The 24,929-nt window shown below is 44.4% G+C and carries 12 protein-coding genes and 8 pseudogenes; 12 read left to right on the plus strand and 8 right to left on the minus strand.

From position 1 onward, the window contains the following. Nucleotides 1–130 precede the first annotated feature (130 nt). The 4 genes from XZ46_RS01790 (at nucleotide 131) to XZ46_RS01805 (ending at nucleotide 5,256) form a co-directional block, all read left to right on the plus strand. Entirely contained in the window at nucleotides 131–2,731 is a 2,601-nt protein-coding gene (locus tag XZ46_RS01790) for a PAS domain S-box protein (protein WP_006668872.1), read from the plus strand. A gap of 445 nt (nucleotides 2,732–3,176) precedes the next feature. Next, nucleotides 3,177–3,584 carry a response regulator gene (locus XZ46_RS01795; protein ID WP_006621893.1) on the plus strand — a complete coding sequence of 136 codons (408 nt, stop codon included), beginning with the start codon at nucleotides 3,177–3,179 and terminating at the stop codon, nucleotides 3,582–3,584. A gap of 93 nt (nucleotides 3,585–3,677) precedes the next feature. Continuing rightward, the gene (surE, locus tag XZ46_RS01800) at nucleotides 3,678–4,355 is read left to right on the plus strand and encodes a 5'/3'-nucleotidase SurE (protein ID WP_006621892.1); all 678 of its coding nucleotides are present in this window, start codon (nucleotides 3,678–3,680) and stop codon (nucleotides 4,353–4,355) included. 172 nt (nucleotides 4,356–4,527) lie between these two features. Continuing rightward, entirely contained in the window at nucleotides 4,528–5,256 is a 729-nt protein-coding gene (locus tag XZ46_RS01805; RefSeq protein WP_006621891.1) for a biliverdin-producing heme oxygenase, read from the plus strand. A gap of 31 nt (nucleotides 5,257–5,287) precedes the next feature. On the opposite strand, the pseudogene coaE reads toward XZ46_RS01805, so the two are convergent. After that, a pseudogene (gene coaE, locus XZ46_RS01810) lies at nucleotides 5,288–5,904 on the minus strand (dephospho-CoA kinase). Between the two features lie 108 nt (nucleotides 5,905–6,012). Between coaE and XZ46_RS36200 the strand changes: the two are divergent. The 5 genes and pseudogenes from XZ46_RS36200 to XZ46_RS31395 all read left to right on the plus strand — a co-directional run bounded on the left by XZ46_RS36200 (nucleotide 6,013) and on the right by XZ46_RS31395 (nucleotide 13,875). Then, the gene (locus tag XZ46_RS36200) at nucleotides 6,013–6,513 is read left to right on the plus strand and encodes a filamentous hemagglutinin N-terminal domain-containing protein (protein ID WP_228116454.1); all 501 of its coding nucleotides are present in this window, start codon (nucleotides 6,013–6,015) and stop codon (nucleotides 6,511–6,513) included. Further along, nucleotides 6,510–11,582, plus strand: coding sequence for a CHAT domain-containing protein (locus XZ46_RS01815; protein WP_228116455.1), 5,073 nt, complete (start codon nucleotides 6,510–6,512; stop codon nucleotides 11,580–11,582). The genes XZ46_RS36200 and XZ46_RS01815 overlap by 4 nt, the downstream gene beginning before the upstream one ends. A gap of 142 nt (nucleotides 11,583–11,724) precedes the next feature. Beyond that, nucleotides 11,725–12,600 (plus strand): annotated as a pseudogene (locus XZ46_RS31390) (IS630 family transposase). 17 nt (nucleotides 12,601–12,617) lie between these two features. Next, nucleotides 12,618–12,830, plus strand: a pseudogene (locus XZ46_RS33715) (IS630-like element ISMae25 family transposase); the annotation flags it as partial. Nucleotides 12,831–12,941: 111 nt separating this feature from the next. After that, a pseudogene (locus XZ46_RS31395) lies at nucleotides 12,942–13,875 on the plus strand (IS630-like element ISAtsp7 family transposase). 134 nt (nucleotides 13,876–14,009) lie between these two features. Here XZ46_RS31395 and XZ46_RS27890 read toward each other — a convergent pair. Further along, nucleotides 14,010–14,892 (minus strand): annotated as a pseudogene (locus XZ46_RS27890) (IS630 family transposase). 59 nt (nucleotides 14,893–14,951) lie between these two features. Further along, nucleotides 14,952–15,789, minus strand: a pseudogene (locus tag XZ46_RS01850) (reverse transcriptase N-terminal domain-containing protein); the annotation flags it as partial. Nucleotides 15,790–17,436: 1,647 nt separating this feature from the next. Between XZ46_RS01850 and XZ46_RS36205 the strand changes: the two are divergent. Together XZ46_RS36205 and XZ46_RS01870 are read left to right on the plus strand one after the other, a co-directional pair. After that, nucleotides 17,437–17,589, plus strand: coding sequence for a hypothetical protein (locus XZ46_RS36205; RefSeq protein ID WP_228116456.1), 153 nt, complete (start codon nucleotides 17,437–17,439; stop codon nucleotides 17,587–17,589). After that, nucleotides 17,576–18,304: pseudogene (locus tag XZ46_RS01870) on the plus strand (M48 family metallopeptidase). The gene XZ46_RS36205 and the pseudogene XZ46_RS01870 overlap by 14 nt, the downstream one beginning before the upstream one ends. Here XZ46_RS01870 and XZ46_RS01875 read toward each other — a convergent pair. Together XZ46_RS01875 and XZ46_RS27900 are read right to left on the minus strand one after the other, a co-directional pair. Next, entirely contained in the window at nucleotides 18,290–19,879 is a 1,590-nt protein-coding gene (locus XZ46_RS01875; RefSeq protein WP_006668863.1) for an SBBP repeat-containing protein, read from the minus strand. The pseudogene XZ46_RS01870 and the gene XZ46_RS01875 overlap by 15 nt on opposite strands. A 29-nt stretch (nucleotides 19,880–19,908) precedes the next feature. Further along, nucleotides 19,909–20,301: pseudogene (locus tag XZ46_RS27900) on the minus strand (zinc ribbon domain-containing protein); the annotation flags it as partial. A 1,125-nt stretch (nucleotides 20,302–21,426) separates the two neighbouring features. Here XZ46_RS27900 and fabG point away from each other — a divergent pair. Continuing rightward, nucleotides 21,427–22,122, plus strand: coding sequence for a 3-oxoacyl-ACP reductase FabG (gene fabG / locus XZ46_RS01880; protein WP_006621878.1), 696 nt, complete (start codon nucleotides 21,427–21,429; stop codon nucleotides 22,120–22,122). Nucleotides 22,123–22,199: 77 nt separating this feature from the next. On the opposite strand, the gene XZ46_RS01885 is transcribed toward fabG, so the two are convergent. From XZ46_RS01885 to XZ46_RS01895, 3 genes are all read right to left on the minus strand, one after another. After that, a complete protein-coding gene (locus XZ46_RS01885; protein WP_006621877.1) occupies nucleotides 22,200–23,597 on the minus strand; it encodes an ATP-binding protein in 1,398 nt (465 codons plus the stop codon). A gap of 5 nt (nucleotides 23,598–23,602) precedes the next feature. Further along, on the minus strand, nucleotides 23,603–24,151 hold the full coding sequence (locus XZ46_RS01890; RefSeq protein ID WP_006621876.1) for a methanogen output domain 1-containing protein: 549 nt from the start codon (nucleotides 24,149–24,151) through the stop codon (nucleotides 23,603–23,605). 156 nt (nucleotides 24,152–24,307) lie between these two features. After that, nucleotides 24,308–24,901 (minus strand): CPBP family intramembrane glutamic endopeptidase, encoded by a 594-nt coding sequence (locus XZ46_RS01895; protein ID WP_006621875.1) that lies wholly within the window; start codon nucleotides 24,899–24,901, stop codon nucleotides 24,308–24,310. Between the last annotated feature and the right edge of the window lie 28 nt (nucleotides 24,902–24,929).

Here is a 24,929-nt window from a genome sequence, read left to right on the forward strand (position 1 = left end):
AAAAAAATATTTTGGTTTTATCTCAGAAAAACTGTATTTTTTCAGGACTCAAGCTATAATTTCCTCAAGACCAGATGCTAGAGAAAGTGGTTGCAAATTTAAGTCGCCGATGACATCAAGGGAAAATCAAATGTCCGACAATGAAAATTGGTCCAGTAATGGTGTATACTTGACCGTTAACGATAGCTTATCCAATAATTCTTGTGATTGTGATTATTCAGAAGTGGAACCGACCAACCATCTGCAAGGGGAACTTGCCGAATTACGTCGTCATGTAGTCCAACTGCAACAGGAAAATCACAGTCTGAGGCAAAAATTACAGCAGCAGAAAATTAATGTGATTGCCAATCACTCCAATTCCATAAATTGTGACCACCTGTTACAGATGGTAATTGATTATGTTCCTCAAGCCGTTTTTTGGAAAGACTGTAACTCTGTTTACTTGGGATGTAACCGTCAATTTGCGGAGAAAGTCGGATTACAAGACCCCAGAGAAATTGTGGGTAAAACTGATGATGATTTACCTTGGACTCCTCAAGAGGCTAAATTGTATCAGGAATTCGATCGCCAAGTTATATCCTCAAAATCGCCTCAAATCAAAGTCAGAGGAACCCGCCACCTAGTCCAAGGAAAAGAAATTCTGGTCGAAACTACCAAAATTCCCCTTGATAATCACCAGGGAAATATAGTTGGAGTGTTGGGAATATTAGATGATATTAGCGATCGCCTACAACAAGAGGAACTACTCAAACAGCGACTCGCCGCCATTGAAGCCAGCACCGACGGTATCGCCTTACAAAATTCCGAGGGAGTATTTACCTATGTTAACCGTGCTTATTTAGAAATGTTCGGCTACAGCCAAGCTGAAGAGATTTTAGGCAAAACTTGGCAGGAATTATATGATGGGGATGAGATAGAATATATCCGGCGAGAAGTCTCTCCCGTCTTTGCTGCTGAAAATGAATGGCAAGGAGAACTCCGTAGTCGTCGCCAAGATGGTAGTTTCTTCATCCAGGAGATGTCTGTAACTAAAAGTGCCGCTGGGGTGGTGTGTATTTGCCGTGATGTTACCGAACGCAAACAGGCTGAAGCTACCTTAATGCTTTATAAACAGGCTGTGGAAAGCTCTAGTGATGCGATCGCTATGGCTGATGCACAGTGGAATCACTTTTATCAAAATCCCGCCTTTTCTGAGATGTTTGGGTGTGAAACCCCAGAAGAATTTAACCAAGTATTTGGGGGGATATCTGGCGCTTATACTGACCCGCAAATTCCCCGACAAATTTTTGCGGTCATTAGCCAAGGCAAAAACTGGGTGGGTGAAGTCGAACACCGCGCTAAAAATAACCGTGTCTTTCAGGTGTTACTGCGTGCTAGTGCTATCAAAGATGGTCGGGGTAATGTTTTGGGTGCTGTAGCATCTTTAAATGATATTACATCCCGGAAAAAAGCCGAAGCCAGCCTGCGGGAAATCACCTCCGATCTTCAGGAAGCCCAGGAATTAGCCCATATTGGTAATTGGGAATTGGATATCGATACTGGGGAACTTACTTGGTCTGATGAGGTATTTAGGATTTTGGGCTTAGACCAGACCTTGGGTATACCTTCCGTAGAGCAATGTCTGCAATGCTATCACCCCGAAGATAGACCATTGGTTGAGAAAGCCCTAGCAGAAACTCGCAATAATGGAACTACTTGTCAGGCAGAAGCAAGAATTATCAAGGATGAAAACTCAGTTAGCTATGTTCATATTAAGTTTAAAGCCATTTTGAATCACGATAACCAAATTGTCAGCCTGTTTGGGACGATTATGGATATTACTGAGCGGAAACGGGCGGAAATTCACCTCCAACAACAGACCGAGAAACTAGAAAAAGCCTTAACTAAACTCAAACGCACCCAAACCCAACTAATTCAGAGCGAGAAAATGTCTGGCTTGGGACAAATGGTGGCCGGGGTGGCTCATGAAATTAATAATCCCGTGGGATTTATTGTTGGTAATGTGCCTCACCTGGAAGAATATACCCAGGATTTACTGTTGCTAATTGAATCCTATCGACAATATTATACAGAACCACCATTGGCAATTACAGAATTAATCGAAGAGATTGATCTCAATTTTTTAATTACTGATATTCCTCAGTTGATTAATTCCATTCAGAATGGTGCTAAAAGGATTCAGGAAATTGTTAACTCCCTGCAAAGTTTTTCCCGATTGAATGAGTCGGCAATTAAGGAAATAGACCTTCATCAGGGGATTGATAGCACTTTGATGGTCTTGACAAGTCGCCTCCGACCCTTACCTGGAGAGCGGGAAATTGTGGTGATTAAAAATTACGGTGATTTGCCTAAAGTTGAATGCTATGCTGGCCAGATAAATCAGGTGTTTTTGCATATCTTTAATAATGCTATTGATGCCCTAAAAAGCTCCGAATGTCAGCAATCTGCTAAGGAACCTACACTGACAATTACTACTGGTTTAACTAAAAATAACCTGGCATTTATTCGCATTGCTGATAATGGAGTGGGTATACCTGAAGAGTTGCGATCGCGCATTTTTGACCCATTCTTTACCACTAAGCCTGTGGGTCAGGGGACTGGGTTGGGTCTATCCGTTAGCTATCAAATTGTCGTCGATTTGCACAAAGGGAAGTTAAACTGCACATCAGAACCAGGTGTGGGTTCGGAGTTCTGTATTCAGATCCCCATACATAGCGAATATAACACCTAGAACCTGTATCAATATAGCCAAGCCGGGGAGTTTGGGCAGTTCCGCATCCCTCCGGCTAATGGCTAGAGTATCTTAAACAAAAGCCTGATGCCCCAACTCTAACATATTCATCGGAAAATTGGGTTGTTGATCACATAATCTTCACAATTGCTGTTTATATTTGGTAAGTAGTTGTACGGGAGGTCATTCAGTAAGGGACTCTGGGGGAACTAAAAGTCTGATGGCTGGTTACCGGACTGTTATGGGACTGGTTAGTAAAAAGTCATTGGTCAATAACCTGGGGTCGTGGGGTCGATAATTGATGATTGGATCATTAATCCTCCTCTCCCTGTCACCTGTTCTTGATTTCCTCCATTGATGGGATTGTGTGAAATTATCAAACTAGATTTATCGGATTGAATCGGTGTCGCACTATTCCTAGTTAATACACTGTGGGGACAAAATTATGATATTTGATATTTTATGGGTGGAAGAAAACCAGGATTTTAACTCAACTTTAGAGGATGCGATCGCCTTGGAGCAGTTTAATATTATCTGTGCAGAAGGCGGGAACTGGGCGGTGCAAATCGCTAAAGAAATCAAACCGCATCTCATTATCAGTAGTTTAAATTTGAGCGATCGCAATACCTATAGATTTATTCATCGGCTACAGCAGAATCAGAAAACCGCTGATATTCCCGTCATCCTAATTCAATCAGAATCGGCGGTTAGTTCTCGCTCCCTGGGTTTTCAATTGGCACGAAATCATTATGTGACTACTGCGAAAAACGTCAATAATTTGATTAAAACCATCTTTAATGACCTGAGCCAAAAAGCCGCATCTCGCTCAATTTTTATGCCCTACGTGGCTTAATCTCATTTCACATAAAAATCTTAATCGGGAAACCGGAAACCGGATCGGCACTTGTCGGTTAAAATGTAGGGACGGCAACCGGACTTCCTAAATATGACGATTATATTAACTAATGATGATGGAATTGATGCACCTGGAATTAAAGCCTTATCGGCCGCTGTAAAGAGTCCCTGCCTTTGGGTCGCTCCCCGCGATCACCTTTCCGGCTGTGGTCATCAAGTCACCACCGCTACCCCCATTAATATATCACGCCGTTCTCCCACTCATTATGCGATCGCTGGAACTCCTGCCGATTGTGTTCGCCTGGCCATTAGCCATTTATGTCCAGATTTGTCCTGGGTTCTCTCAGGGATTAATGCCGGGGGTAATTTAGGTGTTGATACCTACATATCTGGGACTGTAGCCGCTGTTAGAGAAGCCGCTATACATGGTATTCCGGCTATTGCTATTTCTCAGTATCGAAAAGGCGGTAAACCAGCCGACTGGGAACGCGCGACTCGCCTCACCCAAGCCGTCTTGGAAAACCTGCTTAATCAACCTTGTTTACCGCGCAGTTTCTGGAATGTCAATCTCCCCTATCTACAGCCAGAAGAACCAGACCCGGAAATGGTCTTCTGTACTCCCTCCTGTGACCCGCTTCCGGCTAAATATCAGGTGAATGGGGAACAATACCAATATATCGGAGATTATGGTCAACGCGATCGCACCCCTGGTACAGATGTAGATGTTTGTTTCAGCGGCAAAATTGCTATTAGTCAAATTTTCCTCTAAGCAACAGCGGTTTCTGGTACTCTCAATCTCTCCTGTCTACTATCTGTGACAATTCTTAACACTATTTTTAAGCAAATAGGTTTAAGGTAGAAAATCGGGCGGTATAATCAGCCGTTTCCCCAAGATAATACATCTGCTGTAAAATCTCGTTAACAGATCAAATAAATTTACTATGAGTGTTAATCTAGCCACCCAGTTGCGGGAAGGAACCAAAAAGTCCCACACCATGGCGGAAAATGTGGGTTTTATCAAATGCTTTTTAAGAGGGACAGTTGAGAAAACCTCCTATCGGAAATTAGCCGGGAATCTCTACTTTGTCTATACGGCAATGGAAGAGGAAATGGATCGCCATAAAAATCACCCCGTCCTCTCGAAACTATATTTTCCTGAGTTAAACCGCAAGTCTGCTATTGAGCAGGATTTATTGTTCTACTATGGTAGCAACTGGCGGGAGGAAGTTCAGCCTTCCGAAGCGGCTCAGACTTATGTGGCTAGAATTAGAGAGATTTCTGAGCAAGATCCGGTTTTGTTGATTTCTCACCTGTACACCCGTTATTTGGGAGACCTTTCGGGGGGACAAATCCTGAAAGGTATTGCTCAAACAGCCATGAATTTATCGGACGGTCAAGGAACTCAGTTTTATGAGTTTGACGAAATTCCTGATGAGAAGGAATTTAAGAACAATTACCGTCAGATCATGAATGATTTGCCGATTGACCAGGAAACAGCCGATCGCATTGTGGAGGAAGCTAACGCCGCTTTCGGAATGAACATGAAAATGTTTAATGAACTCGAAGGCAATTTGGTAAAAGCGATCGGAATTATGCTATTTAATAGCTTAACTCGCCGACGCGGTAAAGGTTCCACAGAACTAGCGACCGCTACTGACTCGGTGAACTAACGCCATAAGCAGGGGTGGGGTCAACTCTGAGTTAAACCCCTTCCCCTTTTAAGGCTCGATCGCACTGTTGATACAAGTGCTGTAGACTACCATCATTGTATATGATCACATCCGCGCGATCGCATTTTTCGCTCAAAGGCATTTGGCTATCAATTCTAGCTTGGATCTGTGTAGTGTAGGAGTTAGGGAAGATCCATGTCGCTGGATAAGTCGCTGTTTTTGGGTAGACGGTGAACAGTACACCACCCAAATTTCCGTGACTAAATCAGTCATATTCGCTTCAAATAGCAGAGGAATGGCTAAAACCGCCGTAGCTTCTGCTAAATGAGACTGTTTTTCTAGTTCTTGGCGTTTTTCCAGGAAGCGATCGCGCACAAAAGGATGGATTTGGCTTTCTACCCATTGCCTTTCCGTTAAGCTATTAAAGATAATATCCCCCAACTTGCCTCGATTTAAGCTACCATCGGGATATAGTAAATCTGAGCCGTAGCGAACCGCCAAAGTATTGAGAACAGGTGAGTGAGGTTCTACCGCTAGGCGAGAATAAATGTCCGCATCCCATATCGGTAGTTTATGGGTAGCAGCCAAATAGTTAGAAACAGTGGTTTTCCCCGTACCAATACCGCCTGTCAAGCCAATTAACCGCATGAGTGAGCCAATCAAATACTACAACTACCACTACAGAAGTGAAAATGGGGTGCGAAAAGGGAGGATATCATAAACTTGTAACCAGTTAGGGAAGGGGAGGAGATAATTATGAACCCAGTACACCATCTGCAGTTAGTGCTGATCCCGGTTTCCTGTGCCAGTTTGATGGTTCTGGATATCCTCTCCATTATACCACAAAACTTTTTCGATATCCGGTATAACAGAGCGATCGCTCAACCAATTGTACCCGAACCCAACAGCACCAACACCATTACCCATCAACAGGGAAACCAGACCAACATCACTGGGGGACAACTTTCGGGAAATGGGAGTAATCTGTTCCACAGTTTTACACACTTTAACGTAGAATCCGGCGCTGTGGCTAACTTTATTGCCACTCCCGAAATCCAAAACATCCTCACCCGTGTGGTGGGTGGGGATGCTTCCCGCATTAACGGACTTTTGCAGGTCACAGGCGGCGCTTCTAACCTGTTTTTAATCAACCCAGCCGGGATTTTATTCGGTGCGGGTGCGCGGTTAGATGTTCCAGGTTCCTTTACCGCTACTACCGCTTCTGGTCTGGTATCGGTTTTGGCGATCGCTGGATGAGTGCGATCGGTGCAAATGATTATAGCACCCTAGTCGGCACTCCCAACGCCTTCGCCTTTGGGACTAATCCTGGTAGCATTGTCAACGCCGGAGAACTCGCCGTTACCCAGGGAGAACAAATCACCCTACTGGGGGGAACTGTCATCAATACCGGGTCACTGGTAGCTCCTGGGGGAGAAATTACCATGGCGGCGGTCGAAGGTGAAAATATCCTCCGCATTTCCCAAGCCGGACACCTTCTCAGTTTAGAAGTTAGTCCAGCCGCCTCCCCTGATGGATTATCAACTAATCTTACCCCCCTATCCTTGCCGGAACTACTCACCGGAGGGGACGAAAATTATGCCACCGGAGTCAATATTTTAGCTGATGGTCGCATACAACTAACTGGTTCTAATACCCCCATTACTCCTAATCCTGGAGTTGTGGCTGTGTCGGGAACCATCGACACCGACTCCACTATTTTTAACCATTCCCCCCAGATTAACATTTTTGGCGATCGCATCGGAATTTGGGGTGCGAATATCAGCGCCTCCGCACCAGATAACGGCGGTACAATTAGAATTGGAGGTGATTACCTCGGACAGGGTACTGTTCCTAATGCCATCTATACCCTCATCGATGATAATTCTACCCTAGCAGCCAACGCCACCACTAACGGAGATGGCGGCAGGATTATTATTTGGTCTGACGGACATACCCAATTTTCCGGCAATATTTCCGCACAAGGACAACACCAGGGAGGGTTTGTAGAAATCTCCGGTCTCGAAACTCTCAGCGTTGATGGTAGTGTCAATTTGCGCGGCGGAGATGGTAACTTAGGAACCCTACTTTTAGACCCTTTAAATATCAGGATTGTAGACTCCGAAGCCTCTCCCAATAATAATATCGACTTTGATGGTGTAGTCACCGCTGACCAAGGACCAGCAGAATATACCCTCTCCCAAACTACCTTGGAAAATTTAGCCGCTGATGCTGATATTACTCTGGAAGCACGAAATGATATTCGCATCGACCAGTTATCTAACCAAAAACTCGACTTGAGAACTACCACCGGAACCGTGACTTTCCGCGCTGATGCTAACGGAGATGGTCAGGGTTCTTTTATCATGCACAGTGGCGATACTATCTTAACTAGAGGTGGTAATCTCAATATTTTTGGTGTCAATATTGCTACCGGGAATATTAGAACCAGTGGCGGAGATGTTAATCTAACTGCTAGTGGTATTGGTCAGATTAATACCGGGGTTATATCTACTGCTAATAGTGACAATACAGGCGGTGATATTACTCTCCGTAGTAGCCAGGGTTCAATTACTACTAATAATCTGAAAACAGACGGGAGATTTTCCGGCGGTAATATTACTATTAATAGTGGTCGGCAAATTTTCACCGGTCCCCTATCTTCCCAGGCGACTGATACAACCGGAGTCGGGGGAAATATCCAACTAGAAGCCAGTCGGGAGATTTTTTTAGAGGGTATCAATACTTCTGGCTTTCGGGGTGGTGGTGATGTGTCTATTATTAGCGAAGGTAGTCGGATTATTATGGATGATACTAATAATCGGACGAGACCATCTCGGATTATTACCTCCTCCGTTAGGGGTGAGGGAGGCGATGTCTTGATTACCACTAGCGAGAGTATGGATTTAGGTGCGATCGACTCGCGCGGACGGCAATCTGGTGGTAATATTACTTTGGATGCTGGTATAGAAATTAGTGTGGGTGCTATCTCCACCGGGGTTTGGGATGGTCTACTATCTCCTGATACTACAGGGGGTAATATTATGTTGACGGGAGATACTATTAATCTTAATGGTGGTCTTTCCGGGAGTGGGTCTCTCTTATTACAACCTGCTTCACCAACCCAAGATATTAGGTTAGGTAGAAACTCGGGACTCTCTGCTAACTCTTCGCCAACAGGAGACCCTTTATCTCTGAATTTTAACAGCTTGGAATTGTCACAAATTACTAGGGGGTTTTCCGAGATTATTATTGGTAGGTCTGATTCTCAGGGGACTATTTATATTGAGGGAGATCTCAGGTTTCAAGACCCCGTGATGATGCGATCGCCTCAAGGTAGAATTATCGCCACTGGTGATGAAAGTTTACCCACCATTAGAGGTGTAGGGAATTCTAGCTTAACCTTAGAGGCGGAAAATGAGATTATTCTCGGAAATCTCGTGACAGAAGGCGGAGATATTAGCGTAATTAGTCAATCGGATATCATCCAAATAGAGGGAATCCACACCCTCCCAAATGGCTCTAATCAAGGCAATATTTTATTACGAGGTTCCGAAATTAATTTAGTCGGTGGTTCTCATTCAGTTCGTGGTAGCGGTTCTTTACGATTAGAATCCAGCCATTCCGGTCAAATCATGACTTTAGGAAGTGAGGAAAATACCACTGGTTTGGATATCAAGTTATCAGATATAGACGCTTTCGCGCCGGGGTTTGAAAGGATTATTATTGGTAGTCCTGATGGAAATAGTATCATAGAAATAGCTCAAGATATCACCTTTACCAGTCCCGTCTTATTACAATCTTCCAGTGATTTAGGTCAAATTATAGCTGAGGGAAATATTACCGGAATTGGTGATGCTTCCATCTCCTTACAAGCTGATGGTGATATCCGCATTCGTGACATTAATAGCAGTGGATTAAATATATACATTAATAGTGCTAGAGGTGAGGTGATTACCGGGAATTTGCAGTCGGGAGGTAATATTAATATACGGTCTCAAGGGAATATTCAGACCGGAGAACTTCGTTCTAATGCAAGTTTAGATAATCTGGCTTTTCGGACAATTGACCTCAGCAGTCAGCGGGGACAAATTACAGTTGATGGCAATATTTTGGGGGATGCAACCTTTTTAAGTCTCGTAGGTCGGGATGATATCCAAACCGGAAATATCACCGCCGGACGTGGTATGAGTTTAAATAGCGATCGCGGAACCATTACCACCGGAAATCTGCAAATAGCATCCCCTGACAGCCTCGACAGTAGCATTAATATCACCGCCTTGGGAAATATTAACACAGGTGATATCAGCACCGCTACCGACTCAGGAACAGGCGCAAATATTACCATTACCAGCCGCCAAGGAGGAGTACAAAGCCGTAATCTTAACACCTCCGGTTCCACCGCCGGAGGGTCTATAGTAGTACAAGCACAAGACCAGATTTTTCTAGGTGCTATTAACACCAATTCCTCCGAGGGAAATGCGGGTTCCGTCAGGCTAACGAGCGAGAATGATATTGAAGTCTCCCTAATTAATACCGAAGCCCAATTGCGGGGAGGTTCCCTAATAATTGACACCTCTCGATTTTTCCGAGTTACAGATACCTTTGAAGCCATGAATGATGTAGAAGCAAGTATCTCTACTATCGGTTCAACAGGTAGCGGGACAATTAGATTACCCGCTTTTTCCACCCCTCTAGTTATTGGTGATCCTAGTCAAAATGGGACCGCTGGAGCTATTACTGATGGTCAATTAACCGCTGGTGCAGATACTACAATTGTCGGCAATAATTTTGAGCAAAACTCAATTAGACAAACCACCGTTAACCAACCAGAAATTACCACTGAAAATCAAGATTTATCTGATGTAGAAACCACCGGATCTTCTGTTTCTAGTATCCCCGAAAATTTAAGCAACAGTAACTCTAACACCTCCGACAGTGATCAGAATATCTCCGGTAACTCCAATCATGATGCAGAGTCACCCCTAATCAATTCCAACACCGAAGCCAACCCCGACATAGACCAGGCTGGAAACCTCGTAGTTCAGGTAGAACCAACCACCGTACCTACTGACCAAATGGCTCGTTCTCCCTTAGTTTCCTCAGTGTTGCAAATTGATTCATTCCGAGGTCGGGAATTTCTCAACTATTTCGGCTATAATCTCAGTAAAAACACCGTAGATGACCAAAGTATCCGTCAAACCCTCAGCGATATTGTCCGCATCACCAACTACAAACCCGCAATTATTTATGTGTCCATACAACCTGAAATACTAGAATTAAGATTGCTTTTACCCAATGGGGAAGCAGTGTTTAAAAGCGTGGCGGTTAATCGTGAGGAACTCCTACAAGTAGCGCGACAATTTAGCCATCAAATTCGCACCCCCCAAAATTTCCAAGATACTCAGTATAAAGAATCAGGACAACAATTATATAATTGGTTAATTGAACCCATCAAACAGGAGTTAGAAAAACATGGCATTGATATCCTAATTTTCTCAATGGATGCTGGTTTGCGTACCCTCCCCCTAGCCGCATTATATGACGGGGAACAGTTCCTAATAGAAAACTATAGCCTCAGTCTGATTCCTAGCCTCAGTCTAACTGATACCAGTTATGTTAACCTGCAAAATGCTAGGGTTTTGGCTATGGGTGCTTCTAAGTTTCCTAATTCTAACCTAGATCCTTTACCAGCAGTTCCCCTAGAATTAGATTTGATTGTTGGCAATATTTGGCCAGGTCAAGCCTTTTTAAATGAGGAATTTACCATAGCTAATCTGAAATCCCAAAGGGAACAGGGAGAATATAAAATTGTTCACCTAGCAACTCATGGAGAATTTGTATCTGGGGGTGCTGACCGTTCTTATATTCAATTTTGGGACCAAAAGCTATGGTTAAATCAACTGCGAGAGTTACGACTAAATCAACCTCCGGTAGAATTATTGGTATTGAGTGCTTGTACTACGGCTGTGGGGGATGAAAAAGCGGAATTGGGATTTGCTGGACTAGCTGTTCAAGCTGGGGTGAAGTCGGCTATGGCTAGTTTATGGTATGTTAGTGATGCGGGAACTTTGGGATTAATGACGACATTCTATAATGCTCTAACTGCTACTCCCATTAAAGCAGAAGCTCTCCGACAGTCTCAATTAGCGATGTTAAATGGTCAGGTACGTTTAGAAAATGGTTACCTACTTAGTCAGACTAACATGAACACTCGTCGCGGTGATATATCAACTCCAGTCCCCCAAGAATTAGCCAAACAAAACCCTGTTGATTTATCTCATCCTTTTTACTGGGCTGGGTTTACTCTTATTGGTAGCCCTTGGTAATAATATATAGTAGGGTGCGTCAGACCAGGCGACACCAATAAGAACCGGAGAACTGATAAACTGACGCACCAGGTATCTATAGCATAAGACAGAACACTTAGGACGTATAATGGAGAGGACGAGATGACTAAGAAGACCAAAAATGCCAGCCCCCTATAGTTACGACCTCAGACAAAAAGTTATTGATGCCATTGAACTAGACGGTATGCCCAAAACATAAGCCAGTCAAGTTTTCCATGTCAGCAGGAACACCATTAATCTCTGGCTGCAAAGAAAAGCACAGACCGGAGACTTCCTCCCTAAAGCTCATCACCGACCTGGCAATAACCACAAAATTACCGACTGGCAAAAATTCAAGGCTTTTGCCCAAGAGCATGGCGATCAAACCTCCGCTCAAATGGCTGAACTTTGGGATGACGACATCTCTCCTCGCACCATATCCAGAGCCTTGAAGAAAATTGGCTTCACCAGAAAAAAAACTTACGGCTACCAAGAACGTGATGAGCAACAGCGAGAGGAGTTTATGGCTCAGATTGAACATATGGAGCCACAAGAAGTGGTCTACCTCGATGAAGCCGGCATGAATAGTCAGGACTCGGATTACCCTTATGGTTACTGCGAGGAAGGAAAACGCTTCCATGCCCTCAAATCAGGGAAGAGGCAGGGCAGGGTGAGCTATATGGCCCCATGGTGTCATCAACAACTCTTAGCCCCCTTTAGCTTTGAGGGTTGTTGTAATCGGACAGTGTTTGAGTTGTGGTTGGAGTTCATCTTAATTCCAACACTGAAGCCAGGTCAGACTCTAGTGCTAGACAATGCAACGTTTCATAAAGGGGGACGGATTCCTGAGCTAGTGGAGGCGGCTCAATGCCGTTTGCTCTATCTACCACCTTATTCGCCAGACCTCAACAAGATAGAGAAATGTTGGTCGTGGTTGAAAGCCCGCATTCGCCATTGTATTGAGCAGTTTGATTCTCTCTATGATGCCATGGATTCCGTTCTCAAAACTGCGTCCTAACCACCTTGACTAATGCTATAGCTGAGACTGAGTTATCGGTGTTGAGCCAACAGTGTTTGAAGCGACGTTTAGAAAGTGCCGAGAAGCTCGAACGCGAAGTAGTGGCGTGGCAGCAAGAGCGTAATGAGAAGCGAGCCCAAGTGAGTTGGCAATTTACGACCGAAGATGCACGAGTGACTCTGCGTCATCTTTACCCAAGGTTTGAGGAGGTCTCGTCCTCCTCAAACTAATGCACTATTTTAAGCGTGTCATGCCACTACAAGGTTATTTACAGCCTTTACACAAAACACAAAGTACGGTATAATGTATGGCTATTGTATAAGTTATCACAACCAACTACCATGAGCCGTTACTCTTTAGATTTTCGGAAAAAGATAGTAGAAGCCTATGAAAAAGGAGACACTTCTATCCGAAAAGTAGCGAAACGCTTTTTGGTGAGTCCAGACACGGTAAGGCGACTGGTCAAACAGTATCGATTAACGGGAGACTTATCTCCTCGTAAGTGTGGCTCTAAAAAGAAAAGCATTTGATCTAAGCATGAGGAAGCCGTGATAGATATTGTAGAAGCCCACCCCGACCTGACCTTATGGCAATATAGTGATAAGCTCAGAGACAAGCTGGGCATAAATGTCAGTACGACCATGATAGATAGATTTTTAAAGCAGCACGATATAAGTCTAAAAAAAAACATACAGGAGCGAAAAAGTAGTAACTGAAGAAGTACAGAAAGCGCGAGTAGATTATTGGTAAAGAATTAGAGATGTGGCTCCTGAAAAGCTTGTGTTTATTGATGAAAGTGGGTTATGGGTAGGGATGAGCAGACCGTTAGCCAGAGCTACGAAAGGGAAAAAAGTCTATGAACTGCGGAAATCCTATCGAGGTCAAAAAATGACAATAATTGGTGCAATTAAGCTCTCCGGAGTGGTAGCGACTCAAACATTAGAAGGGTCCATGAAAAAAGAGGATTTTCTCCAATTCATCAAGTTAGATTTATTGCCAAAATTAAAAAAAGGAGATGTAGTGGTAATGGATAACTTAAATTCTCATCATCGAGAAGAAGTCAAAGAAATGATAGAGTCAGTAGGAGCCAGGGTAGAATATCTGCCGGTGTATTCCCCTGAGTTTAACCCGATAGAGATGATGTGGTCACAGCTCAAAAGTTTAGTGTGCAAGTTCAGGACGGAGACCATGGAATTATTAGTGAGATTGGTAGAAGTGGCGGTAAGCCTTGTGGATTTACAGTGTTTGAATAACTGGTTTACCAAGTGTTGTTAATGTGCTTAATGATTGAGAGAAAGGCTGTAATTAGATACCTGGTGCGTCAGTTTATCAGTTCTCCGGTTCTTATCGGTGTCGCCTGGTCTGACGCACCCTACAAGGTTATTTAATTATAGCATTAGTCAAGGTAGTTAGGACGCAGCTTGGAGAACGGAATCCATGGCATCATGGAGAGAATCAAACTGCTCACGTGCAGTGGCGAATACGGGCTTTCAGCCACGACCAACATTTCTCTATCTTGTTGAGGTCTGGCGAATAAGGCGGAAGATAGAGTAAACGGCATTGAGCTGCCTCCACCAGTTCAGCAATCCGTCCCCCTTTATGAAACGTTGCATTGTCCAATACTAGAGTCTGACCTGGCTTCAATGTTGGAATTAAGATGAACTCCAACCACAACTCAAACACTGTCCGATTACAACAACCCTCAAAGCTAAAGGGAGCTAAGAGTTGTTGATGACACCATGCGGCTATCATACTTACCCTGCCCTGCCTCTTCCCTGATTTGAGTGCATGGAAGCGTTTTCCTTCCTCGCAGTAACCATAAGGGTAATCCGAGTCCTGACTATTCATGCCGGCTTCATCGAGGTAGACCACTTCTTCCGGCTCCATCTGTTCAATCTGAGCCATAAACTCCTCTCGCTGTTACTCATCACGTTCTTGGTAGCCGTAAGTTTTTTTTCTGGTGAAGCCAATTTTCTTCAAGGCTCTGGATATGGTGCGAGGAGAGATGTCGTCATCCCAAAGTTCAGCCATTTGAGCTGCTGTTTTGTCGCCATGCTCTTGGGCAAAAGCCTTGAATTTTTCCCAGTCAGTAATTTTGTGGTTATTGCCAGGTCGGTGACGGTGATGAGGTTTAGGGAGGAAGTCTCCGGTCTGTGCTTTTCTTTGCAGCCAGAGATTAATGGTGTTCCGGCTGACATGGAAAACTTGACTGGCTTCTGTTTTGGGCATACCGTCTAGTTCAATGGCATCAATAACTTTTTGTCTGAGATCGTAACTATAGGGGGCTGGCATTTTTGGTCTTCTTAGTCATCTCGTCCTCTCCATTATACGTCCTAAGTGTTCTGTCTTGTGCTATATCTTATTAGGTTGACCTGGGTGGTTGTTCCTTTATTCGGATACATTTCTTTAACTAGCCTTTCCATACCATCCAGTGCGATGTTGGCTAGGAGTGGACTTATTACCCCTCCTTGGGGTGTCCCTGCTTCTGTATCCTCGAATACGCCGTTATCTAGCACACCCGCTTTGAGCCATTGTTTCAGGTCTCTCTTCAGGCTGCTTGGACAATTAATTTTTGACAGTAGATAATCATGGTTTATTCGGTCAAAACACTTCGTTATATCCGCGTCTAACACATAGTATTCATCTTTGTTAATACTCTGAAAAATTCGTGCTATTGCATCTTGGGCAGACCTACCCGGTCTAAACCCATAACTAGTGCCTTCAAATCTCGATTCCCATTCAGGTTCGAGAGCCGATTTAACCAAGGCTTGCCTCGCTCTATCTTGGATTGTGGGTATTCCCAGGGGGCGTTTTTCATCCCTACCGGGTTTTGGAATCCACACTCGTCGCAGTGGTTTTGCTTTGAGGTTTCCTTTAATGTTCTCAACAAGTTCAAACCTTTGCCTTGGAGAGATTGCTCTCATTCCATCGACACCGGCTGTTTTCTTGCCTTGATTATCTTGGGTCACTCGCCGCACTGCTAAGAGTCGGGCATAATATGACTTCACCAGTAGACGTTGCAACCTTCGTGCCTTTGCGTCTTGTCCCGATTTAGCTGCTTGAAATATCCTCTTTTGGAGCTTGAAAACTTTTCTCTGAACTTTCGCCCAGGGAATTTGTTTCCATACAAACGCACGTCTTGATTGGCTTCGATTTCTCAAAACCTTTCTTTAAACTCGCTTTCGTCATAGTAACTCCTACTAGACTCTATTCTTTACAATCAAACCGTGACCCGTTAGCATATCCCTACCATTACAGTCGGGCATTAGCTTCTGGTCACATCTCACCCCCTAATAGGCTTACGCTTACACTTTCACTACTAACTTTCTCGACCAGATTGTTAGAGCCTAAAAGGGGTTACAACGTTCCGTTTATATGGGCATTCCATCTTTAGACTTGTCCTATCCACCGGGGTACTTTTAAAGGTCTGTGTAGGTGATGATAGAATTACCCTACTTTTTCCCTTTCTCTTTTGAGTGCAGCGTATCAACCTGTTTCGCTACTAAATAATTACGATGGTTCAAGTCGGAGCATTCAGATTTCCTTAGTCATGGATGGTTGGCAGTGGTCGCGTCTGGCAGTAGGTTCTACTTTACGCCTTCCGTTCCCCGCTTCAATCCTGGGGTTGTGATTCCCAAAACTGGGGGTGGCTATCGCCGTTACTCTCGACGCAATTGTTAAGGAATCATTAAGATTTCCAATTTTGCGTTTTGACCCCGAGTTCCCTGCCTTGTTTTGGTAGGGGTCGAGAGGGAAGTCGCCTTCCCCCACTCCCATTCAAAACCGTGCTTGATACTTTCGCATCACACGGCTCCTGATGTAGATACCCCTTGGCAACGGGAACAGAGTTACCAACCCCTGCTTTTGTACTTCAACTTTTGGAGCTAAATACAACATCGTAGTGTTTAAACTCGCTTTCGCCGTTAAACTCCTGTTGATTGCAGTAACTATATCTACACCGTGACTAGTGGGCATATCCTAACCATTACAATTAGGCTTTGGCTTTCAGTCACATCCCTTCCCCTTAAAGGCATACGATTACACTTTCACTACTCAACAAGATGTACTTGTCGAGAGCCTAAAAGGGGTTTAAACGTTCCGTTTATACGGGCATTCCATCTTTAGATTTGTCCTATCCACCGGGGTACATTAAAGGTCTGTGCACAACTTTCGTTGCTTCTGGGTAGTATATACAAACCCCCACTTTTCCCCTTGTTCTTTTGAACGCAGCGTGTCAACCTATTTCGCTACTTTATATTGACGATGGTTCAAGCCGGACATTCGGTTTCCCTAATCATGGATGGTTGGCAGTGGTCTCGTTTCTGGTGTTGGGTTACACCACACCTCGGAACCTTCCGTTCCCCGCTTCAATCTGACGGGTTGTGAATCCTGAAATTGGGGGTGGCTATCGCCGTTACTCTCAACGTCCTGATTTCTCAGTTTGTTTATGACCTTGAGTCCCCTGCCTTGCTTAGATTTCTCCAAGCGTCGGGACATATAAACAGTTATGGGATGGTCAGGAATATGAATTCCTTATATTCCACCAAGGGGTGAAAGTCCCATTAGGAGGTTATTTCGGGCATCGCAGCCCTATTTCACTCCTAAACGTTTCGCACGTATATTTCTATACTAAACGTCGGGACATATAAACAGTTATGAGGATGGTCAGGAGTTCGCTCCTTATATTCAACCAAGGGGTTGAAATCCTCACCAGGCGGTTATTTCGGGTATTGCAACCCTATTTCATGCCTGAACGTCTCGCACTCAATACCCTATTTTAGCAATGTCACGCCACTAGGCAAAAATGAAGCCTTAGGCCTCAAGATTGATCAGGTCGTGATCACCACCAAAAAAGACAACTGGATTGGCAACCGTTTCCCAGAAATCGAGGTAAAAAATGCCCTTAATGCCGTCCTAGTTGATGCTAAAGTAGACCTACCCGTTGACACCATTTTAGAGTTAATTAAACAGCAACATGACTACCAGTAAATCTCCCACAGATTACCAGATAACCATTGCTCAAATTCCCGTGCAAGTGATTCGCAAATCGATTAAAAATCTGCATATTGGAGTCTATCCCCCAGAGGGTCGGGTGCGGGTAGCTGCGCCGCTTCACTTCACTGATGATAATATCCGACTGGCGATTATCTCCCGCCTATCTTGGATTAAAAAACACCAGGCAAAATTCGCCGCCCAACCCCGTCAATCCCCGCGATAAATGGTATCCGGCGAAACTCATTATATCTTCGGTAAACGCTACGGCTTAGAATTCATAGAACGCCGAGGGAAACATGAACTTAAAATTCCCAATTCTCGGATAGTGCAATTATTCGTTAATCCCGGAACTTCTCGGGACAATCGCGCCCAAGTTTTAGCCGAATGGTATCGGCAAAAATTCCATGATATTATACCACAATTGCTGAATAAATGGCAACCCATTATCGGGGAAAATGTGACCGATTGGGGGATTAAGAAAATGCGGACTAAATGGGGGAGTTGTAATATCACTCAGCGCCGCATTTGGCTAAATTTAGAACTCGCAAAAAAGCCCATAGAGTGCTTGGAATATGTGGTAGTTCATGAGTTAGTACATCTCTTAGAACGTTATCATAATCACCGTTTTCAGGCTTATATGGACGAGTATCTTCCCCCATGGCGACAATATCGAGATATTCTGAACCGGGAACCCTTAGAAGACTTCTAAATCTGCCGGAACCGGAGCATAATGACCATCAACGGTCAACTGAAAACCGTCATAGTTACCATCTTGATTAAAGTACCACATAAAATCCGGGTCAGGACCGGGAGCATACCAGAGAATATCTGTGATTCCCGAACCATTAAAGTCGCCCGCTATGGGAATATAATAACCATTAATCATGAACAAACGACTCCCATAACTACCATCTGCATGAAAGTACCACATAAAATCCGGGTCAGGACCGGGAGCATACCAGAGAATATCTGTGATTCCCGAACCATTAAAGTCGCCCGCTATGGGAATATAATCACCGTTGAGAGGTAACAATGGGTCGATAAATTCCGGTGGCGGCGGTACAGGTTCCGCTACAGTCCCATCGACTATCACCCTAACAAAGGCATTTCCGGCCATATAAATAGACCCATCAATTCCCGTGGTGAGGTCATTAACTGTGTCCCAGTCATTGCTGGCTAACAGCCTTGTCCACGCCAAAGCGCCATCAGTTTCGTATTTGGCGATAAACCCATCGGAGTAACCACGATTCATTTCCTCAGCCAGGTTGCCTTGAGTCCAACCCGCCATATAAATAGACCCATCAAGGCCGGTGGTGAGGGCATTGGCTTGGTCAGCATTAGGGGTTCCCAACTGTGTTGTCCATACCAGAGCCCCATCCTCCGGTTCGTATTTGCTGATTAAGGCATTTCCGCCACGACTAAAAATTTCCTCGTTGATGTCGCCCTCGGTTAGACCAGCGACATAAATAAACCCATCAATTCCGGTGGTCAAGGCATGGGCTGCCCCCCAACCATTGCTTCCCAACAGTCTCGTCCATACCAGAGTCCCATCAGGTTCGTATTTGGCAATAAAGCCATCAGCACCACTCTGATTAATTTCCCCATTCAGGTCGCCCCAAGTCTCACCCGCCATATAAATAGACCCATCAAAGCCAGTGGTGAGGGCTCTGGCACCATCCCAATTACTGGTTCCTAACAGCCTTGTCCATGTCAGAGTCCCATCGGGTTCGTATTTGCTGATAAAGGCATCCGTGCCACCATTATTTATTTCCCCACCTAGGTCGCCGCTAGTAAAGCCAGCTACATAAATGGACCCATCAAGGCCGGTGGTGAGGGCATGGGCTATTTCCGACCTATTGCTTGCTAACCGGGTTGTCCATACCTGGCTGCCATCGGGTTCATACCGGGCGAGAAATACATCGTTTTCATTACTGGGAATTTCGTATGGCTGTCGAGGAATTTCTACAATCTGGTCACTCCGAGTCCAACCCGCCATATAAATAGACCCATCAAGGCCGGTGGTGAGGGCATTGCCATAAGAGTTAGAATAATTACCTCCCAACAGTCTTGTCCATACCAGAGTCCCATCGGGTTCATATTTGACAATGAAGCTATCAGTACCACTCTGATTGATTTCTCCATTCAGGTCCTCTCTAGTAGAACCTGTTATATAAATAGACCCATCAAGGCCGGTGGTGAGGGCATTGCCACCAGTTCCATAACTGGTTTCCAGTAGCCAGGTCTGGCTGAACTCTGGTGGCGTTGAAATCTGTACTGTTAGCATCTGTACTGTTAGCAGTTGTTCTGATACATTTACGCGACATTTTTCCGGCTGTTCCCTGACAATGCGACGATAGCACTATTACCCGTTAAGGTAACAGAGGCGGTATCCCGCAAAGCTTTTAGAAAGATTCCAAAAGCACCGTTCCAGTCCCGTGGTAGAGTGAACCCGCACTCAGGACATCGGAACACTTTTGAGCCACCTAGCTGGGAATGGACATGACCACAGTGAGTACAGGTTTTGCTGGTGTATTCTTCGGTCACATCTACAACTGTTCAGTTATTTCCGCGCTTATGTCTCAGGGTTAGTTTGAATCGATAATGCGCCCATGTCAGCATGGCGCGGGCAGTCTTAGACCTGATTAGACGCTTCACCTTGGCAACCATATTGGAAGTCTCGAAGGTGGGCCAAAAAATCCGGCTGTGTTATGGGATGGCCAGGGATGCGACCCAATCAAGCAAGGGGTTGAAGTCCTCACCGGGTAGTCCCCACGCCCATTTCAGCTCTATTTCATACCCGAAGGTCTCGCACCATACTTGGTATTATACCGTATTGCCGTAAAATGTTAACCTAATTTGAGATTAAATCATGCTCCTACCGAGATTAATTCCCTATCATCGGTTACAGGATTTATATCATTCGATGACTCAATCATCTGGGTATCCCCCTCAATGAATTGAGGCGATTTTTACTGCTGAGATTTTGCGGCAATTTCGCCTGTTGACACTCCCCGCTCTGAAGAGACGGGGATTCTTGGCTCACCGAGACCACTTAAACGAGATTCCTTGCGTCGTCTAGCCCAGAGGTGGGACTCTCCCCAAGCGTTACTTTCGGTATGCCCTACCGTAGTTGCATTTCTGCCAATCCTGTTTAGATTGAAGCCAATATACCTCAAAGACTGATTTGTCTAGTTCCTGTGAATCTTTTACCTGCTGCCAGGAGGAAGCTAGAACAATGCAGCCAAACCGCATAGATTCAATGGTCAAGGTTCAGTGTACGCCTTGAGGCAACAAGGTTTTTTAAGTGGTTGGTTACCTGGCACTACTAAAATCAGTGTAGCATTTATCTAGTAAGCGTGTCAAGTCAAACAGCGATGTTGTTCGAGAGTTGATCAGATCTTGGGCTGACGGGCACTAAAGTACCCGTGTCGCCTTTCATCCTTGCTCTCTTGAGACAAGGTTTTCATGCTCCAGTGCTGTTCGTATAATCTCACCTACCCACCCAGATTGGCAAGCTGCTAATCTGTAGCACCGGGCGGCTTTATTCATAAAGTCGTGAGTAATTCAGAATTTACAGGGGAGGCGCGCCCCCGCCATTAACAATTAATAATTGTTACACATTTATCATAATTCCTCTTGACAAATCTCCTAACTTGACGTATCCTAGGATAATGGGAAACAGTGCCACTATATATGGTATAATCAGAGGTCTATGGTAAATTTTCCCTGCCCTAGGATGGGGTTTTTAGCCACCGCCAAGATTTGTATGAGCCTAGATCTGCAACCAGAAAACCATTAAAGTTAATTGAAAGCCGATTATCAATTATCCAGATGAATAATAAACAGGTACTAATCACTGGCGGAACTGGGGGACTAGGTTTAGGAGTGACCCCCCTAGTGCTTAACCAAAAAGCTAAGGTCACGATACCCTATCGCAGTGAAGCAGAAGTCGATCGCCTTAAAGGTATCCTTTCCCCGACGGACTTTGAGCAAATTCGGTTTGTGGCGGTCGATCTCACGGACGAAAACGCGGTTAGTAAACTGATTAATGATATGGGTCGGGTTGATGTTCTGATTCATCTAGTGGGGGGTTTCTCCATGGGGGCTACCCACGAATATAGCTATGATAGCTGGAAACAAGACATAGACCTTAACTTAAATACCACATTCCTTGTATGCAAGCACAGCCTAGCTAAAATGCGACAAAATAACTACGGTAGAATCGTGACGGTAGGGAGTCGTGGTGCTATAGACCCAGCCGGACAATTAGCGGCTTACTGTGCTTCTAAGGCGGCGGTAGTGGCTTTAACTAAAGCGATCGCAGATGAAACCAAAAACACCAATATCACCGCCAACTGTGTGCTTCCCAGCGTCATTGACACCCCCAGCAACCGCGAAGCCATGGGTAGTGATAACGCTCACCAATGGGTAACACCCCAATCTCTAGGAGAGGTGATCTGCTTCTTAGCTTCAGAAGCCGCCAAAGACCTACGCGGTGCTGCTATTCCCGTCTACGGCAACATTTAAGCCTACATTCCCGTAGCGTCAGAAGCGACCATATCCAAACCCACCCAGATGGATATATTCTGACGCACCAGCACCACCTAGGTTTTTTGAGCCATATCCAAAATGTCAACCTCTACCAACCTTTCTGGGTCTGACCTGCTACTTTTAACGGGGGTTTGATGAATAGGAATCTCTACTCCCAATTCTGTTCCTTGGTGGGGGGTTGACCGACAAATCAATTGACCTTGATGCAGTTGGGTGATAATCTGATAACTAATTGATAACCCTAATCCCGTACCTTTCCCGACAGGTTTGGTCGTAAAAAACGGGTTAAAAATGTGAGGACAAACTTGGTCACAAATTCCTGAGCCATTATCTTTAATGGAAATCCTAATAGACTTGTGATCAATGAGTTGGGTAGAAATTATAATTTGGCTATAATGTGGGGAGTTGCGGTCTGGGGGTGGTTTTTGGTCGGATTCTACTAAAGCATCGATCGCATTACTAATCAAGTTCATAAATACCTGATTAAGTTGACCTGGATAACATTCTATTAAAGGTAAGTTTCCATAGTCTCGGATTACCTCGATTTTACCAGATTGTAAGGAAGTTTCTAAGCGATCGCGTAAAATCACTAAAGTGCTTTCAATACCTTCGTGAATATCCACCGCTTTGCACCCCGACTCATCCAACCGCGAGAAATTGCGTAGGGATTTAACAATCTTTAAAATCCGTTGAGTCCCTTTACGCATGGAATCTAACAAATTCTCTAAATCCTCTACCACAAAATCCAGATCTATTTCTGCTTTAAACTCTTCAATTTCTGGCGATGAGTCTGGATATGCTGTTTCATACATTTGGACTAGCTGCAATAAAGTCTCAATATATTCTTCAGCATGAACCAAATTGCCATCAATAAAGGTAACCGGGTTATTAATTTCATGAGCTATCCCGGCTACTAATTGACCGAGACTGGACATTTTTTCCGTTTGTATTAACTGAAGTTGAGTATTTTTTAATTGACGAAATGCCTCTTCTAATTCCTGGTTTTTCAGGGATAATGCGGCTTCGGCTTGTTTCCGATGGTGAATTTCTTGGCTGAGTTGATCAATTTTTTGATTTAAGACGGCAAAATCTAAATTGGCGGCTGCACTATTTTGTAAACGCAGTAAAATCAAAGCCGGAGATTCATGGGAAGCTGGTTGAATTACCGCACCCTCCGCACGACAGCTTAAATGCTCATCATTGGGGAGGATAAAATTTAAGGAACCGAAGGAGAATTGACGATTTCTGGCGCAGGTTTTTAAATATTCAAGAACTGAATCATGGGGGTTTTCAACAATTTCTAATAAATTCTTACCTCGTAGGTCTTTACTGCGACAATTAAGAAGTTTAGCAACCGGACGATTTGCTGCCAAAATATCACCGCTAACTGTAGCCAAAATTAACGGCTCTGGCAATACAGAAGCCACCTCTAAAAACTGTTCCGGTGTCATCTTTCTTATATTCCAAAATACTCCCGACCTTCGGCATCTTCGGCATCTTCCGTCTGTTGAAGATACACAACTACTCGACAGCCTGAATGACCTTGAGCAATAGTTTCCTGTAATTCTACTTTCGCATAACCGAGATTATCCGCAGCAATTGACCCAAATACATTAGAGGTCATCATACACATAGAAGGACGATTTAAGACCTTATCTCCAAAGGGACAAACTCGATTCCCAAAAACTATTTTTTCGTCGTCTTCTTCAATGACATAAAAATCGCCGTTAATGCGTCGCTTGAGGTCTACCAACACTTGAGCGACTTGTGAACGGGAGAGTTGAGAAAGTTGCAGGGCTGATTTATAATCTTGCTCAATGGCTCTACCCATTGACTGACCGACAACGCTGATAAAACCGGATGCTTCTTGTAAGCCGACAACGTTTTCCAGTGTCCCAGCGAGTTCTCTGATTAAGGTACGGAGAAAAATATCTCGTTCCAGGGGAATATCTAACTCCGTGAAAGATTGGTTGTTATCAGGGGATGAATGGGTAAGATTACTCATATTCCTGTGATTTGGTTAAGACTGATGTGCTTATTGACGTGACCCTAGGGAGATTATCGCATAAATAACTTGTATATGTCCACCGCTGAGATATTTATGCTGACCGGGTGGCTGGAGGAACAGAGATTGATTATGATTAGGGGGTTGATGAATGTTTTAGGTATGGGAACTGCCGATATATTTAAACTTCCAGAGAAAACCGGATATAAAATTAGTAAAAATGTGAGCCACAATGGGCACGACAAGGTTGCCTGTAGCTAAGGCACTATAGCCTAAAATTACTCCCACTAGGGTAGCCCAAATAATGTAAGGCCACTGTTGAGAACCGCTGAAATGGAGTAAGCCAAAAAAGATGCTGGAAACGACTAAACCCAGGGGATTCAACCCAATGGCTGCGAAAATTACACCCCGAAATAGTAACTCTTCACTGAGACCGGGAAGCAATCCCAACCAAATTAAATCTGGCCAGATTAAGGGGGTGAGAATTAGTTTTAAATAAATATCGGCACTGCGACTATAAGCCGGCCAAAGACGATAGAGAATTGCACTAGCCCCAGTAATTCCTACACCGATCGCTAATCCTTGAATTATGCCCAAAGTGGTGATTTCCACAGGTAAGATATAAAAATCACCAAAGAAAGACACGACTTTAGCAATGACTAGCAACAATAGGGCTGTCCCCCCCATGGCGATTAAAATTTGGGTACGGGTAAAGGATTCAAATTCTGGCTGATTGGGGATTTTTTCCACGATGATATTAGGGCTGGAGTATGGTTCT

It is taken from the genome of Limnospira indica PCC 8005 (assembly GCF_000973065.1).
In the GTDB taxonomy this organism is placed as follows: Bacteria; Cyanobacteriota; Cyanobacteriia; order Cyanobacteriales; family Microcoleaceae; genus Limnospira; species Limnospira fusiformis.

Bases quoted from the DNA above. Each gene is read 5' to 3' on its own strand.
- XZ46_RS01790 (WP_006668872.1), top strand. From the start codon at position 131: ATGTCCGACAATGAAAATTGGTCCAGTAATGGTGTATACTTGACCGTT.
- XZ46_RS01795 (WP_006621893.1), top strand. From the start codon at position 3,177: ATGATATTTGATATTTTATGGGTGGAAGAAAACCAGGATTTTAACTCA.
- surE (WP_006621892.1), top strand. From the start codon at position 3,678: ATGACGATTATATTAACTAATGATGATGGAATTGATGCACCTGGAATT.
- XZ46_RS01805 (WP_006621891.1), top strand. From the start codon at position 4,528: ATGAGTGTTAATCTAGCCACCCAGTTGCGGGAAGGAACCAAAAAGTCC.
- XZ46_RS36200 (WP_228116454.1), top strand. From the start codon at position 6,013: ATGAACCCAGTACACCATCTGCAGTTAGTGCTGATCCCGGTTTCCTGT.
- XZ46_RS01815 (WP_228116455.1), top strand. From the start codon at position 6,510: ATGAGTGCGATCGGTGCAAATGATTATAGCACCCTAGTCGGCACTCCC.
- XZ46_RS01875 (WP_006668863.1), bottom strand. From the start codon at position 19,879: ATGCTAACAGTACAGATTTCAACGCCACCAGAGTTCAGCCAGACCTGG.
- fabG (WP_006621878.1), top strand. From the start codon at position 21,427: ATGAATAATAAACAGGTACTAATCACTGGCGGAACTGGGGGACTAGGT.
- XZ46_RS01885 (WP_006621877.1), bottom strand. From the start codon at position 23,597: ATGACACCGGAACAGTTTTTAGAGGTGGCTTCTGTATTGCCAGAGCCG.
- XZ46_RS01890 (WP_006621876.1), bottom strand. From the start codon at position 24,151: ATGAGTAATCTTACCCATTCATCCCCTGATAACAACCAATCTTTCACG.